Source organism: Novosphingobium barchaimii LL02, assembly GCF_001046635.1.
In the GTDB taxonomy this organism is placed as follows: domain Bacteria; phylum Pseudomonadota; class Alphaproteobacteria; order Sphingomonadales; family Sphingomonadaceae; genus Novosphingobium; species Novosphingobium barchaimii.
Genome location: NZ_KQ130452.1, coordinates 246,759 through 263,508, shown reverse-complemented (window position 1 = coordinate 263,508; position 16,750 = coordinate 246,759). Strand labels below are relative to the sequence as shown.

The following is a 16,750-nucleotide window of genomic DNA, read 5'->3' as shown; positions in this document are numbered from 1 at the left end:
GGCCGGCTCCGGCCTCGCGGGCTCTCCTCCCGCGGGGCCGGGGATGTTAGTTCAGGCCGCCGTGGACGGCAGCGCCGCCGCCTTTCGCTTGCGCGGCGGCTTGGCGCGCTTGAGCCCGATGAGCGGGCGAAGCGGCCCGATTTCGCGGCCGAGAAGGTAGAACAGCCACGATCCTCCGGCGACCGAAACGCACAGTGTCAGAAACTCCGGCAGCGCCGTCAGTCCCTTGTCGCGCAGCCAGTAGCCGGCCAGCACCATGACCGTCTGGTGGGCGATGAAGACCGGAAATACCGCTTCGGCCAGCGTACCGCGCCAGCGCGCGTCGTGGTTCCAGAAGCGGTCGGCTATCCCGAAGAGCGCGATCACCGTGCCCCAGCACTGCACCGCCTTCGCAAAGTCCAACGGCTCCATCCAGGCGCGCGGGGTGCGAACATTGCCAGGGAAGTACCAGGCCTCCACCACCACGAAGGCATAACCCGCCACGCCGACAAGCAGAGCAGGCTTCCATTGCCGCGCAATCGCCTGTCGCAGGCTTTCCGAGCCACGCAGCAGGAAGCCGAACAGAAACATGCCGCCATAGTGGAGATGCGCGACCACATCGTTGAGGACATCGTGCGTATCGGTCCATTCCGCCCCGACAGAGCGCACCGCATAAATCGCCAGACATCCGGCCGGCAGCAGCCAAGGTCCCGCCAGCACCGTCAGGGTGCCGCGCCGAAGACCCGCGAGCCAACGATCCGGCAACAGCATCATCGCAAAGCACAGCACCGCAGTATAGGCCAGCAGGTAGATCACGAACCACAAGTGCATGATCGCCGGCAGGTTCTCGTAGATCACCTTGCGGAAGCTGAACGCGTCATGGAACAGGAAGTAGCCGTAACCGTGAGTATAGCCAGTGTTCAGCAGCCCCATGTAAGGCTGCGGCGGCACGATCACGGTCAGGCCGAAAAGAAGCGGTAGGCCCAGTCGTAACAGGCGGCTTTTCAGGAACGATCGGGTGTCCCTGTCCCGCGAAAGCAGTGCCGCGCTGGCATAGCCGGAGATCGCGAACAGCAGCGCAAGGCGCCATGCACTGAGCGCCAACAAGGGAATTTCCGCCCACTGGACGACCCCGCGCGTCGGCGTCTGGTAGCCCCAGGGCGTAAACGAGAAACCGACATGGTAGAAGATCAGCATCACGAAAGCGCCGACACGAAGCCAGTCCATTCCATAGTGGCGTTGGGTTGGCGCGGGTTGCATCTCTTTCCGTGACGATGGACCGCACGGCAGGATGGCCGAGGGTTCTTTCGCCGGCTCAATAGGCGGCTTGTCACTGCTCTGCAATCACGCGGTTGTAACAGAGGGTAACGCGCTTGCCCCCCATTTCGGAGCAGACTGGGGTTGGTGATGCGGCCGGCGCCGCCGAAGATCGGCGGATGACCATCACCAACGCGCGAGACGAGACCGACGACATCGCCAGCGTTTCGGGCCTCCATACCAAGCACGTAGCGCCAACGGCGCAAGATGCCGCCCCGGCGCGTGAACCGCCGCGCGCCAGGTCAACCTCGGCAATCGAACGAGCAGCCATCGCTCCCGAAACCCAGCTGCGCGCGGGACCACCTGCCCCGGCGCTGCGACGAAACCCTCTCCTTGCGCTGATCCACGATGGCCTCGACCGCGACATTCTCGCCGAAGTTCAAACCGGGATGAGCGACGCGCTGGCGGACAGCGAATTGGCTCTGGTCCTGCAACCCATAACTGCGGATGTGGCAGCGGCGCGCCTGAGCGCCTTTCTCAAACGCTATCGTCCAGCAGGGATCGTACTGCTGCCCTCACTTGCCGAACGCGAGGATCTGGCGGGCTTGTGCAGCGCGGGAAAAGTGGCCTGCGTCCGCATCGGCCCCCGCAGAGGCTATCTTGCGGCGGCCCAGCACGGCCTCCTCTGCGACGAGCGCGGTGCTGCGGTCCAGCTGACAGCCTGGTTGATAGGGCACGGGCACCGCCGGATCGGCTTCGTAGCCGGACCAGAAGACCTGCTCAGCGCCCGGCAGCGCGAACTGGGCTATCTCGACGCCATGGCTGACAACGGGCTCGACCGTGGGCCGGCGCTGATCGTGGCAGGTGACAACTCCTTCGCATCGGGGATCGAAGCCGGGCGGCTCCTGCTCGAAATAAGCCCTCGCCCCAGTGCCATTCTCGCATCGAACGACGAGATGGCCCTGGGCGTCCTCCACGCTGCGGCGCAGATGGGGGTAACAGTCCCCGCAGACCTCTCGGTTGCCGGCTTCAACGACACCGCGCCGGCAAGGCGCGCCGTCCCGCCGCTGACAACGATGCGCATCCCCTGGAGCACCATGGGACGAGAAGCCGCGCAGACCATCAGACAGGGCGGACATTCGGGGCCCGATGTGCTGTTCAAAACAGAATTAGTGGTACGCAGCAGCGTCGCCCCGCTCACCTGAACGCGGCCTCCCACCCATCGGTTCAGTCGGATAGGGCACGCAGGCAAGGAGCTAGACGCTCAACAGCGTCAGTAGCCTTGGAGCGTCCGTCAATGCCCGAAGCCGGCGTCGAAAAGACCGCGGTCGGTGGCCCGAAGCGGCCGGTCAAGATCGGAGGGCGGCGCTTCGCAGCGGGACCGCTTCATCCACCCGGAATCGCAGAAATCATACCGATATGGTGGATACGCTGGATCATCGTCGCTGCCATATTTTTCCGTTTCAGGAGTCATCGTAAGGCGCGCAGGCCTTGGTGACCGCCGATCCTTGGCCGCAAAGCATCATCCGCTGGCAACAAACGGTTCCATGCCGTTAGCAAACCATTTACCTTAATCTCGTAAGTGACTGTGAATTCATCGGATTGGCGATGAGCCAACGAAGGGGCAATCGTGTACCTGCAGGCCGACCGGCATCGAAGGGGCATTCAGCCGCTCACCGACGGCCGCCTTGTCGCGCAGGCGGCAGCGCTTGTCGGGATGAGCGCCTGGTGCTTCGATCTGGACAAACAAGGTCTGGAATGGACCGATGGTGTCTTCGACATCTTTGGTATCCCACGCGATGTCTATGTCGAACGGGGCGATAGCGTCTCGCTCTACTGCGAGGAATCACGCGAAACGATGGAACGGCTGCGCGCACAGGCCATCCGGGACCGTTCGAGCTTTTCGATGGAAGCCGAAATCCGCCAGCCGGGCGGCGATCTGCGCTGGATTCGACTGACCGCCGCCACGCACGTCGAGAACGGCCGTGCAGTGATGCTTTACGGCATGAAGCAGGACATCACCCAGGAGCGCCAGCAATGGCAGCAACTACGCCGGATGGCCGAGAACGACGCCCTGACCGGCCTTGGCAACCGCGCCCGTTTCCACGCCGAATTCCTGGACCTGCCGGCCGGGTCCGAGGCACTGGCACGGATCGGTGCCCTCGCAATCTTCGACCTCAACAATTTCAAGGAAATCAACGATCGCTGGGGCCATGCTGCCGGCGATGCCTGCATCGCGCGCTTCGGCCAGCGCCTTGCCTCTGCCTTCCCGCAGGCCCGCCTGATCGCCCGTATCGGCGGTGACGAATTCGCGATGCTCCTGCCTGAGACTCTGCCCGCCTTCTCCGTCGAGAGCGCTCTGCGCCGCCGGATGACCACCCTGATCCGCAGCGTCGATTGGCACGGCACGTCGATCCCCGTCGGCGTCAGCGTTGGCCTTGCCTTTACCGGCGGCGAGGGGCGGCGCACGCCTGAGGAAATCTTCGCAGCCGCAGACCTTGCGCTTTACTCTGCAAAGAAAAGCGGCACCAGCATCCTGCGCGTCGCGGCGTAACCTTCAGACCTGTTCCGGCTCCACCCAAGTCGTGCGGGTAACGCGCGGGCTGAGGTACTTCGTCGCCGACCAGCCGCCGTCCACCACGATCGACTGGCCGTTGATCATCTCGCTTCCCGGCAGGCACAGGAAAGCGATGACCGATGCCACGTCCTCCGGCTGGGCGAGGCGCGGGTAAGGCGTCGTCTCGACGTTGGCGCGCTTGAAGCCTTCGTCCTCGAAGCGGTGGCGCACCATGTCGGTCATCGTCACGCCCGGCGCCACGCAGTTGGAGCGGATGCCGCGCGGGCCATATTCGCAGGCCATATGCTCGGTCATCGATTTGAGCCCGCCCTTCGCCGCTGAATAGGCGCCGCCGCGCCGCCCGCCGATATGGGCGAAAGTGCTTGTCACATTGACCACACTGGCGCCCTCGCCAAGGTGGGGGATCACGTCGCGGCAGAGGCGAAACGGGGCGACCAGCATGATGTCGAGAAAATCGTCCAGCGTCTCGTCGTCGGTTTCGTCGAGCGGCCTGGGGCTGCCCACGCCGGCGTTGTTGACCAGGGCATCGATCCGCCCGAAGCGCGCCAGCGCCTGCTCCACGATAGACCTGGGAGCCGCCGGGTCGGTCAGGTCGGCACTGATCGCCAGAACGTGATCGGGGTTGCCGATCGCGGCTTCCAGCGCCGCCAGCTTGTCCTTCGAACGGCCCACGCCAACCACGGCGAAGCCTTGCCCGTGCAGGATCTTCGCGGTTTCGAGGCCAATGCCGCTGCCTGCGCCCGTGATGATCGCTACCTTCACTCTGCCTGTCCTCCGCCGGAAAATTACCGTCTGCTTCTCCGTGTTAGCCGCCGTGTTCCCCATCGTCGAACCGCCCCGGCGGTATTGCCCCGCCCCGCCTTTGCCGCCGCCGCCGCGCTGGTTAGGCAAGGGCTTCACCGGAACAGCGACAGACATCATGGCCACCAGCAAAGCAGCCCTTTCAGGCATCCGCGTCATCGACATGAGCCGCGTTTTCGCGGCTCCCGTGGGCGCCCAGATCCTTGGCGACCTGGGCGCCGACGTCATCAAGATCGAGCGCCCCGGCGTGGGTGACGACGGGCGCGGCTATGGCTTCTCATGGGTGCCCGGCAAGGACGGGATCGAGACGCGCCATTCCAGCTTCTTCACCGTATCCAACCGCAACAAACGCTCGGTCACGCTCAACCATTCCAAGCCCGAGGGGCAGGCGATCCTGCGAGAACTGGTCAGGACCGCAGACGTCCTGATCGAGAACTACAAAGTGGGCGATCTCAAGCGCTTCGGCCTTGATTATGAAAGCCTGCGAGAGATCAACCCCGGCCTTATCTACTGCTCGGTCACCGGGTTCGGGCAGACCGGGCCGATGGCGGCGCTGCCCGGCTACGACGGGCTGTTCCAGGCGACCGGGGGCATGATGGCCGTCACCGGCGTACCCGAAGGCCAGCCCGGCGGCGGCCCGCTCAAGACCGGGCCCAGCCTTGTCGACTTCGTGACCGGCCACAACACCGCGCTCGCGATCATGGGCGCCCTGATGTACCGGAACCGCACCGGAGAGGGGCAGTACATCGACATCGCGCTCCTCGACAGTTCCGTGGCGATGGTCAGCCACATCATGCAGGACTATCTCATCAGCGGCAGCGCTCCGCCGCGCCTGGGCAATGGCGGCAACGGCGGCGGCCCGGCCGATCTGATATACTGCGCCGACGGCATCATCTACCTCACCGCCGGAACCGACGAACACTGGCGCCGCCTGACCGTGCTGATGGAGCAGCCCGAGCTGAACGAAGACCCGCGCTTCGACAGCAACCTGAAACGCGGCAAGACCAACCGCGCCGAACTGATGGAGATCATCAATTCCTGGAGCCGCCGCTTCCCCACCCTGGAAGTGCAGGCGATGCTGGACGGGGCGGGCATCCCGGCGGCGCGCTACAACGAACTGGCGGACGTCTGGGAAGATCCGCAGGTCCGGCACCGGGGCCTTCGGGCCGCCACCCCCCATGCCTATGCCGAAAGCGGCACGGTGGACCTCATCGCCAGCCCGCTCGCGCAGATGTCGCAAAGCCCTGCCACGATCCGCATGGCCCCGCCGATGCTGGGCGAACATACCGCCGAGATCCTTGGCGAACTGGGCTACGACAAAGCGCGGATCAACGCGCTGCGGGAGGCAAAGATTATTTGACGGCTGACGGACCACGCTGGGCGGCGGGTTGGCGAAAAGAGGTTTAGTTGATGAAAGTCATGCGCGTGGACACGTTCATTAAGCGATTGGACGGGCGTGTTTTCGACGATGTGAAAGAACCTGCGCGAATGTAGCAGCGCGCGGGCGGGTAGGAAAATGACCGCAGGCGGATTGCCTTCAGGACTACCCCGCAGCCGCCCCGACCGCCGGCTTCCGGTGCCCGGCGATGCACGACATCACGCTCAGCGCCAGCAGCACGAATGCGCCCGCTTCCAGCACGGTCGGCAGCCGCTGCTCCCACGCAAAGCCATAGACCAGCGCGAACAGGGTCTCGAACAGGATCATCTGCCCCACCATGGTCAGCGGCAGCAGCCGGCTCATCCGGTTCCACAGCGCGTTGCCGCCCATCGAGGCCAGGACCGCCGAGCCGAGCGAGACCCCCGCGAACGTCGCCCATTCGCGCGCCCCGTTCGCCGCCGTCGGCACCAGAAGCAGGACCGGCAGCAACAGCAGGTTCTGCGCCCCGGTGACCACCCCGGTCAGCAGGTTCCAGTCGTGGACCGACACTTCGCCCAGACGGCCCAGGCAGCGGCTGTTGCCCACCGCATAGCCGGTCCAGGAGACCAGCGCACCGATGGCGCAGGCAAGGCCGGCAAGCTGCGCCGTCACCGACCCCGAGGCCGGCGCCGCGATCGCCTGCCAGCCGATGCACACCGCGCCGGCAATGCATAGCGCCAGCGACGGTGCGAGCCGCCCCAACGGCACCGCGCCATGATCCCGGCTGCCGATGATCGTCACCGCCACGGGCAGGAAACCGATCACCAGCGAGGTCATGGCGATACCGCCGATCTGCACCGCGCTCGCCAGCAGGATGTAATAGACCGTGTTGCCGGCCAGCGAGAGCCACATCAACGACAGCCATTCGCGCCGCCCGATCCGGGGCAGCAACCGCCGCCAGCGCGGCGCCAGCAGCACTGCGGCGATCAAGCCATAGGACAGATAGCGCCCCACCGTCAGTTGCAGCGGACTGAAGGTATGCGCCAGTTCCGGCGCCAGGAAAACCAGCCCCCACAGCGCCCCCGCCCCCACCCCGCAGGCGACGCCAAGCGAGGTGCCGTCACGCCCGGTCGCGGTATTCGAGGCGGAACTGTTCGAGGCGGACATCATCGGTTTCATGCTCATTATCAGGTTCGCTGCGGGTTTTATCATCACCCGCGCAAGCAATGTGCTCTTGATTTGCCTTCCCGGTGCAACAAAAACCCGGCTATGCCTAAATCGCCTGCCTCCCCCGCCCGCGTTCCCGATGCCTTCGACAAGGCGATCCTGCGCGTGCTCCAGCGCGACAACAAGACACCGCAGCGCACGATCGGGCAGGAGGTGAACCTGTCCGCCGCCGCCGTGCAGCGCCGGATCGCGGCCATGGAGGAAGCCGGGATCATCGCCCGCAATGTCGCCGTGGTGAACCCCGATGCACTGGGGCTGACGATCACCGCCGTGGTCGAAGTTCACCTGCGGGACGAACGCACCGCGACGGTGGACGCGGCCAAGCGCCTGTTCGGCGCAACGCCCGAGGTGCAGCAGTGCTACTACGTCACCGGCGGGGTGAGCATGGTACTGGTCATCGTCACGCGCGACATGCGCGCCTACGAAGCCCTGACGCGCCGCCTGTTCTCCGACAGCGACCTCGCCGAACGCTTCCGCACCCTCGTCGCGCTGGACCGGGTGAAAACGGAAACTTCCGTCGCGATCGAATAGTGACCGCGAACGCCGTTACCCGTTGAAGCCGCCGCTAGAACAGACCTTCCGGTTACGCCCCCTTGCGGTCGATGCGAGTTAGCGGCAGTCTACACGCTTCGCAGGACGGAGAAGGCGCAATGGGTGTCATCATCACGATATGCGTCACAGCGGCAATCGCTGGGGGAATAGCTGCTCTCCTATCGAGATCACGCCCCACCTTTTCACTGCTTGCGACAGCTTTCATCCCCGTCGTCGCTTTGCTTGCAAGGTACCTGGCTGTTGGACGGGACAATGATTGGGAAGGAATGGGGGCGCTGGCTCTTCTCATTACCTCAAGCGTTTGGATTGCAACTGTTGTCCTTTCAGGACTGGTCGTACTGTTGGTCAAGCGCCGGACGGCTTCGCTCCATCATTGAGAACCATCGAATCCGAAGATCAATGCCGAAGCGTCGGCTCTGCGAAATGTCCGCTCACCACCAAGTCCAGCCGTTCCGAAGCAGCACTACTGCACCTGAAAGCGGCCATGCCCGTATTGCGATAGCTGCTCTCCCAGCGCAAATGCGACTGATCGCTTCCTGTCCTTAGTAGATATCGCGGCGGTAGCGGCCTTCCTCGACCATGGCTTCCACCCGGTCGTCGCCCAGTGCGCTGCGCAAGGCGGCATCGACGGCGGGGGCCATGCCCTCGATGCTGCCGCACACGAAGATCGCGGCGCCGTCGTCCACCCAGCGTTCGATATCCGCGCCCGCTTCCGCGACGGCGGCCTGCACATAGCGGCGCTCGTCGCCGTCACGCGACCAGGTGCGGTCGAGCCGGTTCAGGACGCCCGCCGCGCGCAGGGTTTGCAATTCCTCGTCGTGGAACGCGTCGAGCGCTTCGCTGCGCTCGCCGAACAGCAGCCAGTTGGGGCCTTCCTCCGTAATCGCACGCTGGCGCAAATGGGCGAGCAGTCCGGCAAGACCGGTGCCGTTGCCGATCAGGATCATCGGACCGGGCGTTTCGGGCGGGCGGAAATTGGCATTGGCACGAAGGCGCATCGCGATCTCGCTGCCGATGGGGGCAAGGCTGGTGAGCCAGCCCGAGCCGAGGCCAAGGCCGCCATTCTCACCAGGAACCTGCCGCACCAGCAGGTGCACCCGCCCGTTCGCCGGGATCGAGGCGATCGAATATTCGCGGTGCGGCAAGGGTCGCAGCGCGCGGACGAGGGTTTCGGGATCGGCGGGAAACCTCGCGCCCGGTTCGGGCAGGATCGCATTCGACAAGTGCTCGGCCAGCGTCATGCCGTCAACCTCGGTGCCGCCGGCAAGGCCCGCTGCCGCCAGCCATGCAGTGACGCGCGCCGGGTCATGACGCGGCGCGACTTCGGCGATGTCACCCGCCTGCCAGTCATGCTCGGCGTCTTCGTCCAGCGGCTCCAGGGCGATGTGGAAGGCCGCGCCGCCCTGGCTGCCGGGGTTGAGATGGCGCCGCTCCGCCAGGCGCCAGCGGCCATAGGCGGGCGGCTCCCAGTCAGGCAGGTCGCCGCGCGCGCCGATGGCGACGATCTGCTGCTGCCACTGGCGCTGGGCATCGCCGTCATCGCCGTCCATCTCGACCATGTCGAACATGCGCTGGCCGCCGCCGGCATGGAGCCAGTGGTCGACGGCATGACCGAAAGCGCAGAAATCGGGATATTCGCGGTCACCCAGCGCCAGCACGGCATAGTCCAGATGCGCGAGCGGGGCGGGCGCCGTCATCGTCCGCTGCGCAAAGCCGCGCGCGGTGTCTGGCGGTTCGCCTTCGCCATATGTGCTGATGACGAAGAGCGCGCGCCTGGTCCCGGTCAACTGCGCCGGGTCCAGTTGGGAGAGCGCCACCACGGGCGCGTTGCCGAACGCGGCAGCGGTGAGGCGCGCCATGCGGATCGCCCCGCCGGTTTGGCTGGCGTGGACGATGATCGTGTCGGACGAGCCGCCCTGCTGAACCGGCAATCCCGCATCCAGTTCGCGCAGGGCCTTCTTCTTGCGGCGCCGGGCGAAGTAAAGCAGGAACCCGGTGATCGTGAACAGCGGCATCGTCAGGCTGGTAACCAGCAGCACGATCCGCCCGGCCATGCCGAAGAAGGCGCCCCGGTGGATTTCGTACATGCTGGTGGTGATCGTCTTGCCCAGCGAGCGCTGCGCATAGAGGTCCGTCTTCACCACTTCGCCCGTCGCGCTGTCGATGCTGTATTCGTCGGTCATCCGCTCATGCCGGGCACCGGGTTGCAGGGCGCGCAACTTCACCGGCTGGTCGCCTTGCGGGACGGTGATGCGCACGTTCTCGAAACGCCCCTCGCTCACCTTCAGGAAACTGCGCCACGCCGGAGCCAGCGCGGGCTGCCCGCCCTCGGCCGGCTTGTCGTCGTCGTGCTTTTCCTCGCGCGCGCCTTCGCCGGTCAGCGCGTAGAGGACGCCCTGCCGATACCAGTCGTAGGACCACCATAGACCCGTCAGCGCGCTGAGCAGGTAGACGATCAGTACCCAGCCGCCGATCACCGCATGAAGCGCGCGGTAGAAGTTGCGGCCCGACATCCGAAAATCCAGCACCAGCCACGCGCGCCAGTCCAGCGGCTTGCGCGGCCAGCGCAGGTACAGCCCCGAAAGCGCGAAGTAGATCAGCGCGATCGCGGAAAAACCGGTGATCTGGCGGCCGATGCCATTGCCGCCGCCCGGCAGTGCCAGCCAGCGGTGCAGCGTCCTCACGAAGCGGAAGACCGCCTGCCCGCGCGCCTCGCCCAGCAGCTTGCCGGTATAGGGATCGACGTAGCTGCTCTTCCCCCTGCCCTTCTTGCCGGGTTCGGGTTCGAACGAGAGGCTGGGTGCATAGCCGGGCTCGCCCTCCATCAGCAGGCTGCTCACCTTGAGGCCGCCCCGCTGGGCAGAGGCGCGGGCGATCAGTTCATCGGGCGACAGGCGCGGCGCAGCGGACGGGGCGACCGTGACCACGCCCGGACTGATCGCGGCCATGATCTCATGCTCGAAGCTCATCATCGCGCCGGTGACGCCCATCAGCGCCAGCACGAGCCCCGCGGTGATCCCGAGGAACCAGTGAACCTGGAAGAGTATCTGCCGTGTCATCAAGTCTCTGCTGCAATATCGTGCGAAGCGAAAATGGCCGAAAGGCGCTCGGCCTTTGCAGAACCGTCCTGTGTGCGCTGCACATATTGCTATTGCGAACGCGTTGCAATGCGGTTCGCTGAAATATGTTGTTCGCGCCGAGGCTGAGGCGCGAGCCCGACTGCGAAGGCCGATTTTTTCGCGTGCAGGCACATCGCGGCAATGCTTTGTTGCATCAATATTGCGCTCGGCCGCACCAAATATTGCCACCCGTTATATTGCATTTCCGAGGCGGATTTACAGACGTCGTCCAATTGACACCCCCGCACCGGGTACTCACTGGCCTCCATGCAAATGCGAGTCACTCGCAATGCTTTGTCTGTTCGGGGGAATTCACACGTGTCCAGCTCAACCAATCGCCATGCCCGCCGCCCTGTTCGGTCCGGGGCCCGGTTCGGGGCCGCAGCCAGCGCCGTCGCAGTGTCGCTCCTTGCCCTGCCCGCTCTGGCAGATGACGCGGCTGACGGCGAAGGCGGCTCCGCCATCGTCGTCACCGCCGCCGGCTACAAGCAGGACATCGTCGAGGCCCCTGCCAGCATCACCGTGATCGACCGCGCCGAACTGCAGGACAAGCGCTTCGGCAGCCTGGCGGAGGCACTGGGCGACGTTCAGGGCATCGATGTCGGCGGCGAAGCGGGCAAGACCGGCGGCCTCAACATCTCGATCCGCGGCATGCCCAGCGACTACACGCTGGTGCTGATCGACGGCCGCCGCCAGAATGCGCCCGGCGGCGTTACGCCCAACGGCTTCGGCGAAACATCGACCAGCTTCCTGCCGCCCTTCTCCGCCATCGAGCAGATCGAAGTGGTGCGCGGCCCGATGTCCACGCTGTATGGTTCGGATGCGATGGGCGGCGTCGTCAACATCATCACCCGCAAGGTCGGCAGCCGCTGGGTCGGCACCGCCTCTGCCGAAAGCACGATCCAGGGCGATGACCGTTTCGGCAATATCCAGTCGATCAACGGCTTTGCGCAGGGCCCGCTGGTGAAGGACCTGGTAGGCCTGACCTTGCGCGGCAGCGTGTTCCACCGCGAAGGCTCCAGCATCGAGATTCCCGGCGATCCTGCGCTGACGCTGGGCCGCAACCCGGTCCAGTCCGACGTCTATACCTATGGCGGCCGTCTGAGCATCACCCCTCACGTCGACCATGACCTGTGGATCGAGTTCGACCGCAACGAGCAGTCCTACGACAACTCCGGCGGGCAGCTCGGTACGCTGGGTTCGGGCGGCTATGCGCCGCGCCAGAAATTCAACCGCACCAACTATGTCGCGGCCCATACCTGGCGCATGGGCGACTTCGGCCAGCTGGACACCACCCTGACCCGCAACGACACCGAGACGATCGGGCGCCTGATCCCCAACGGCACCCCCGGCGCCGTGCCCGGCAGCGCCCGCAACCTGGAGGCGCGCAACGACATCGTCGATTCGCGCTTTGCGGGCCGCGCAGGCCCCGTCGCCTTCACCGTGGGCGGCCAGTACTGGAAGGCCCGCATGATCGACGGCGTGGCCCCGGCGCCCTTCGAGTTCACCCAGTGGGCCGGCTTCGCCGAAGCCACCCTCACCGTGATCGACGGCTTCAACCTGACCGGCGGCGCGCGGTACGACGATCACTCCACCTTCGGTTCCAAATGGTCGCCGCGCGCTTACGCGGTGTGGAACGTCAATGACGACTTCACCGTGAAGGGCGGCGTCAGCCGGGGCTTCAAGACACCGCGCGTCGAACAGATCGCCAGCGGCATCATCGGTTTCGGCAATCAGGGGCGCACACCGCTGATCGGCACTCCGAACCTGACCCCGGAAACCAGCACCAGCTACGAGGCAGGCATCTATTACGACAGCCACGGCTTCTTCAGCGGCAACGTGACCTTGTTCAACAACGACTTCGACGACAAGATCGCCAGCGGCCCCGGCATTCCGAACTGCACGTTCAGGGGCTATGCGGGCAACCCGCCGGCAGGCTGCCTCGATGTCGGCAATTTCCCTGCGGTCGAACTGTTCGGCCAGTCGGTCAACATCGACAAGGCGCGCACGCGCGGCGTCGAAGCAGCGGGCCGCTTCGCCTTCACGCCCGCCCTCTCGCTCTCCGTGAACTACACTTATACCGAGACCGAGCAGCTCAGCGGCGCTGAAAAGGGCCTGCCGCTGGTGGGTATTCCCAAGCACATGGTGAACGGCAACCTGCGCTGGAAACTGGGCGAGAAGGCCAGCGTATGGACCCGCGCCGAAATCCGCTCAAGCCGCTACCGTGGCAGCAACGCGCAGCAGACCGCGCTGGGCGATTTTCGCAGCTATGAGGTGTTCCACCTTGGCGGATCGTACCAGATCACCCCGGCGTTCCGCCTTGCCGCGACGGTCTACAACGTGCTCGACACCGATTATGCGGTCTATGTGCCCTATGCCAGCGGCACGGCAACGGTGTTCACGCCCGCCTATTCGATCAACCAGGAAGGCCGCCGCCTCTGGATTTCGGCAACGGCAGACTTCTGACCCGCAGTTGAAGCGGCGGCGGTGTTCTTGCACCGCCGCCGGCATACTCTGGTGGGAAGCTGCCTTACGGTCCACCCACTCCGCTCATGCTGAGCTTGTCGAAGCACCGGAACCTCGCGCCATGCCTCGGGGCCTTCGACAAGCTCAGGCTGAGCGGGGTGGATAGTCCGATGTTGGCTTAGCCCGCCAGTTCGGACAGTATCCGGCCGCGCGTCATGGAAAGCTGCGCGATCAGGTCGGTCAGCAGGTAGGCGTCGCGGCGCCGGGTCCAGGGCTGGGCGGACTGCGGATCGTATTGCACGGGCAGCGGCACTTCTCGCGCCACTGCGGCGGCCATGCCGTTTTCGCGGGAAACCAGCACGCAGCGCTTCACATGATCGCGGTGGCCGACGACGGCGACCTTGCCCAGCGCCTGCGCCGATCCGGCATGGGCGATCGCGGCCTTGGCAACGCCGTCCGTGCTCAGATAGATCGTCTTGCCGTCCGGCCCCTTGGCGGGATGGATCGGCACGATATCCTTCATGCCGTACTTCCCGGTCAGCACCTGCGCGATTTCCCACTGCGCATAGACGCGCACGGGCCGCACTTTGGCAATCGCATGGACGGCATCGGCCAACATTGCGTTGATCGGACCCGGCTCCGGCTTTTCCGCCCCGTCCGAAAGGCCGGTATTCGGGTCCACCTTGCCGGTGGCCGAACGATAGCCGAATGCATAGGCGACCACGCTGTCCGCCTCGCGCACGGGGAACGTGGGATATTCCCAGCGAAAACCCGCTTCGGTGATGTGCGAGGCCAATTGGCGGGCAACGCCGCCGTCGCCCAGTTCACCGGCCAAGGTCCTGGCCATCAGCTGTTCAAGGGCATGGGTATCTGCGCCCGCGCCCCCTGCATCCCCCAGCGCCGCAGCCAGTGCCGAGGGGGCGAATACCGACTGGGTCGCCAGAATGGCCGTCGGAGCACCTGCAAGAAGCGCGCGGCGCGTGGTCATGAACGTCTCCGGTAAAATAATACGTAGAAGGGATGATGGGCCGAACCGGTCATCCGGTCCGGCCCGGGCGATCAGAAGTTCACGTTGACGAAACCGCCAACCGTGCGCCGCGCATTGGGCGAGGTGTAGTGCAGCAGGCCCAGCACGCCGTACTGCTGCCAGCCGGTCGAAAAGTACTTGTCGAACAGGTTGCGGGCATAGACGCCGACTTCGACATTGCGGTTGGGCAAGGTCACGCTAAGCCGCCCGTTGACAAGGCCGTAGCCCGCCACGTTCGAGTAGGCGGGCTGGCCGACCACCGTCCAGTATTCGCTGCGATAGGCGTAGTCGGCGTGGGCCTTGAAGCCCATGCCCGAGGCGAATTCATGATCGTAATCGACCGATGCGGTGCCCGACCACTCCGGTGAATTGGTCAGGCGGCTGCCGGTGTAGTTGGTGGTGGCGTTATAGACATAGTCGGTGAACTTGGCGTCGGTATAGGTCACCGCGCCCGAGAGCTGGAGCCCGCGCATCGGCTGCACCGTCAGGCTGCCCTCCACGCCCTGCGTGCGCAGGCCGCCGGCATTGCCGATGACGGTGGCATTGATCATACCGCCCGAACCGTCGGGGATCTGGGTCAGGATGGTGGCCTGGAAGTCCTTGAAGTCGGACCGGAACACATCGACGTTCAGGCGCAGGCGGCGGCCGAACCACTCGGACTTGATGCCCGCTTCCCAGGCCTTGACCGTCTCGTCCTCATAAGGCGCGTACTTGTTGCCGACGAAGGCGATGCCGGCCGGCTTGTACCCGGTGGAATACGTCGCGTAGAGCATGACGTTGTCGGTCATCTGGAACTGCGGGGCGATGCGGAACGAGAAGTTGTTCCCCTTCACGCGGCCATTGTTGAAGGCCGGGGCCGCGCTCGATGCCACGAAATTCGGGGTGTATCCGGCGATCGTCACCGGGTTGATCGTGACGTAATCGATGCTCTGCGAATTGTTGTCGTGGGTGTAGCGCCCGCCCAGCGACAGGCTGAGGCGCGGCGAGAAGTTGAACTTCAGCTGCCCGAACGCCGCCATCGTCTCGTTGACGGAATCGAAAAGCGAGGTGTTGCCGGCCTCGCCGATGGCGCCGGTGAGCGCGATCAGTGTCGGCAGCGGGGTTCCGGCTGCATCGTAAAGCGGCTGCCCGCCGGTCGACCACTGCAGCTGCGTCTGGCGCGCATGAAGGCGGTTATAAAACGCGCCGGCGACATATTCCACGAAGCCGCCCGTGGGCGATGCGATGTGCACTTCCTGGCTGAACTTGTCGGTATCCAGCTGACCCAGGTTGAACGGGATATAGGCATAGCGATCGTAAGGCGTGAGGCTGGCCGGGGTCGAGTTATCGTATCCGGTGACGCGGTAGGCGGTGACCGAAGTCAGTTCATGATCGCCAATCTTCGCGTTGACGCGCAGCGAGGTGCCCCACTCCTCGGTCTTGATCTGGCCGAACGAGCTGTCGGCGGTGTCGGCGCTTTTCGGGCCGGGATAGACGCCCAGTTCGTTGAGGATCGCGGTCAGGGCGGCACTCTGCCCCGAAACCGGCGTGCGCACGCTGCTGTCCCAGTGATAGGCGTAGTCGCCCGAAAGGATCAGGTTGAAATTGTCCGACGGCTCCAGATAAAGCCGCGCGCGGCCGCCGTATTCATGCTGCGAGCCGACCTTGCGGTTCAGCGTCACATTGCGGCCGAAACCGTCGAACGCCTGGTCGAAGCCCGAGACGCGCAGCGCCGCGATGGGGCCCAGCGGCACGTTCACGGTGGCGTTGAGGATACGCTCGTCATGCTCGCCGAAGCTGGCGCTGGCGCGGCCCGACCATTCGCCGATCTTCGGCTTGGTGGTGGTCACCGCGATCACGCCCGAGGTGGCGTTCTTGCCGAACAGCGTGCCCTGCGGACCCATCAGCACGTCGACGCGCTCGATATCGACCAGGCCGGTGAGGCCGTTGGCGCGCTGCCCGTCCATCACCACATCGTCGACGACGACGCTGACCGACTTGGCATTGGAAAAGTCGAACGAGGTGCTGCCCACGCCGCGGATCTGGAACGCGGCGCCCTGCGTCGGGTCGTACTGCACGCCCGGCATCGTGTACTGAAGGTCGGTGACCGACGTGTAGCCGGTGCGCGCCAGTTCCTCGCCGGTCAGCGACTGGATCGCCAGCGGCACCTTCTGGCTGCTCTCCGCGCGGCGTTCTGCCGTGACGGTGATTTCGGGCAGCGCATCGGCGCCCGCATCATCGGCGGCGGCGGCGGCGGCGCTTTCGGCATGGGCGGCCATCGCCCAGCACGGCGCCAGCGCGCCCGCCAGAATGGTTGAGAGAAGGTGGAGAGAGCGCTTTCGCTTCAAAGCAGACATGTCGGTTCCGTCCTGTTGACCGTGGGTCTTCAGGGCGCGCCTCTAGAGGCG

At 65.3% G+C, this 16,750-nt stretch carries 11 protein-coding genes; 5 read left to right on the top strand and 6 right to left on the bottom strand.

Going from position 1 to position 16,750, the window contains the following annotated elements; all coding sequences use genetic code 11:
- Nucleotides 1–51: 51 nt before the first annotated feature.
- Nucleotides 52–1,206 carry an acyltransferase family protein gene (locus V474_RS01260; RefSeq protein ID WP_236710501.1) on the bottom strand — a complete coding sequence of 385 codons (1,155 nt, stop codon included), beginning with the start codon at nucleotides 1,204–1,206 and terminating at the stop codon, nucleotides 52–54.
- 209 nt (nucleotides 1,207–1,415) lie between these two features.
- Between V474_RS01260 and V474_RS01255 the strand changes: the two genes are divergently transcribed.
- On the top strand, nucleotides 1,416–2,441 hold the full coding sequence (locus tag V474_RS01255) for a substrate-binding domain-containing protein (RefSeq protein ID WP_059149758.1): 1,026 nt from the start codon (nucleotides 1,416–1,418) through the stop codon (nucleotides 2,439–2,441).
- 425 nt (nucleotides 2,442–2,866) lie between these two features.
- Entirely contained in the window at nucleotides 2,867–3,790 is a 924-nt protein-coding gene (locus V474_RS01245) for a GGDEF domain-containing protein (RefSeq protein WP_059149756.1), read from the top strand.
- 3 nt (nucleotides 3,791–3,793) lie between these two features.
- Here the strand turns inward: V474_RS01245 and V474_RS01240 are convergent, their stop codons facing one another.
- Nucleotides 3,794–4,576: an SDR family NAD(P)-dependent oxidoreductase gene (locus V474_RS01240; RefSeq protein WP_059149755.1), complete on the bottom strand. Its 783-nt coding sequence runs from the start codon at nucleotides 4,574–4,576 to the stop codon at nucleotides 3,794–3,796.
- 157 nt (nucleotides 4,577–4,733) lie between these two features.
- Here V474_RS01240 and V474_RS01235 point away from each other — a divergent pair, with 157 nt between their 5' ends.
- The gene (locus V474_RS01235) at nucleotides 4,734–5,975 is read left to right on the top strand and encodes a CaiB/BaiF CoA transferase family protein (RefSeq protein WP_059149754.1); all 1,242 of its coding nucleotides are present in this window, start codon (nucleotides 4,734–4,736) and stop codon (nucleotides 5,973–5,975) included.
- 183 nt (nucleotides 5,976–6,158) lie between these two features.
- On the opposite strand, the gene V474_RS01230 is transcribed toward V474_RS01235, so the two are convergent.
- Entirely contained in the window at nucleotides 6,159–7,139 is a 981-nt protein-coding gene (locus V474_RS01230; RefSeq protein ID WP_059150715.1) for a DMT family transporter, read from the bottom strand.
- Nucleotides 7,140–7,241: 102 nt separating this feature from the next.
- Between V474_RS01230 and V474_RS01225 the strand changes: the two genes are divergently transcribed.
- Entirely contained in the window at nucleotides 7,242–7,730 is a 489-nt protein-coding gene (locus tag V474_RS01225) for an Lrp/AsnC family transcriptional regulator (RefSeq protein WP_059149753.1), read from the top strand.
- 563 nt (nucleotides 7,731–8,293) lie between these two features.
- Here the strand turns inward: V474_RS01225 and V474_RS01220 are convergent.
- A complete protein-coding gene (locus V474_RS01220) occupies nucleotides 8,294–10,810 on the bottom strand; it encodes a PepSY domain-containing protein (RefSeq protein ID WP_059149752.1) in 2,517 nt (838 codons plus the stop codon).
- A 459-nt stretch (nucleotides 10,811–11,269) separates the two neighbouring features.
- On the opposite strand from V474_RS01220, the gene V474_RS01215 reads away from it, so the two are divergent.
- On the top strand, nucleotides 11,270–13,336 hold the full coding sequence (locus V474_RS01215; protein WP_059150714.1) for a TonB-dependent receptor domain-containing protein: 2,067 nt from the start codon (nucleotides 11,270–11,272) through the stop codon (nucleotides 13,334–13,336).
- Between the two features lie 178 nt (nucleotides 13,337–13,514).
- On the opposite strand, the gene V474_RS01210 is transcribed toward V474_RS01215, so the two are convergent.
- Nucleotides 13,515–14,324, bottom strand: coding sequence for a hypothetical protein (locus tag V474_RS01210; protein WP_059149751.1), 810 nt, complete (start codon nucleotides 14,322–14,324; stop codon nucleotides 13,515–13,517).
- Nucleotides 14,325–14,395: 71 nt separating this feature from the next.
- A complete protein-coding gene (locus tag V474_RS01205) occupies nucleotides 14,396–16,699 on the bottom strand; it encodes a TonB-dependent receptor (protein WP_059149750.1) in 2,304 nt (767 codons plus the stop codon).
- Nucleotides 16,700–16,750: the final 51 nt, after the last annotated feature.

What these genes read in the sequence shown, in the direction of transcription:
- V474_RS01260 (WP_236710501.1), bottom strand. Translation starts at nt 1,206, where the DNA reads ATGGACTGGCTTCGTGTCGGCGCTTTCGTGATGCTGATCTTCTACCAT.
- V474_RS01255 (WP_059149758.1), top strand. Translation starts at nt 1,416, where the DNA reads ATGACCATCACCAACGCGCGAGACGAGACCGACGACATCGCCAGCGTT.
- V474_RS01235 (WP_059149754.1), top strand. Translation starts at nt 4,734, where the DNA reads ATGGCCACCAGCAAAGCAGCCCTTTCAGGCATCCGCGTCATCGACATG.
- V474_RS01230 (WP_059150715.1), bottom strand. Translation starts at nt 7,139, where the DNA reads ATGTCCGCCTCGAACAGTTCCGCCTCGAATACCGCGACCGGGCGTGAC.
- V474_RS01225 (WP_059149753.1), top strand. Translation starts at nt 7,242, where the DNA reads ATGCCTAAATCGCCTGCCTCCCCCGCCCGCGTTCCCGATGCCTTCGAC.
- V474_RS01220 (WP_059149752.1), bottom strand. Translation starts at nt 10,810, where the DNA reads ATGACACGGCAGATACTCTTCCAGGTTCACTGGTTCCTCGGGATCACC.
- V474_RS01210 (WP_059149751.1), bottom strand. Translation starts at nt 14,324, where the DNA reads ATGACCACGCGCCGCGCGCTTCTTGCAGGTGCTCCGACGGCCATTCTG.
- V474_RS01205 (WP_059149750.1), bottom strand. Translation starts at nt 16,699, where the DNA reads ATGTCTGCTTTGAAGCGAAAGCGCTCTCTCCACCTTCTCTCAACCATT.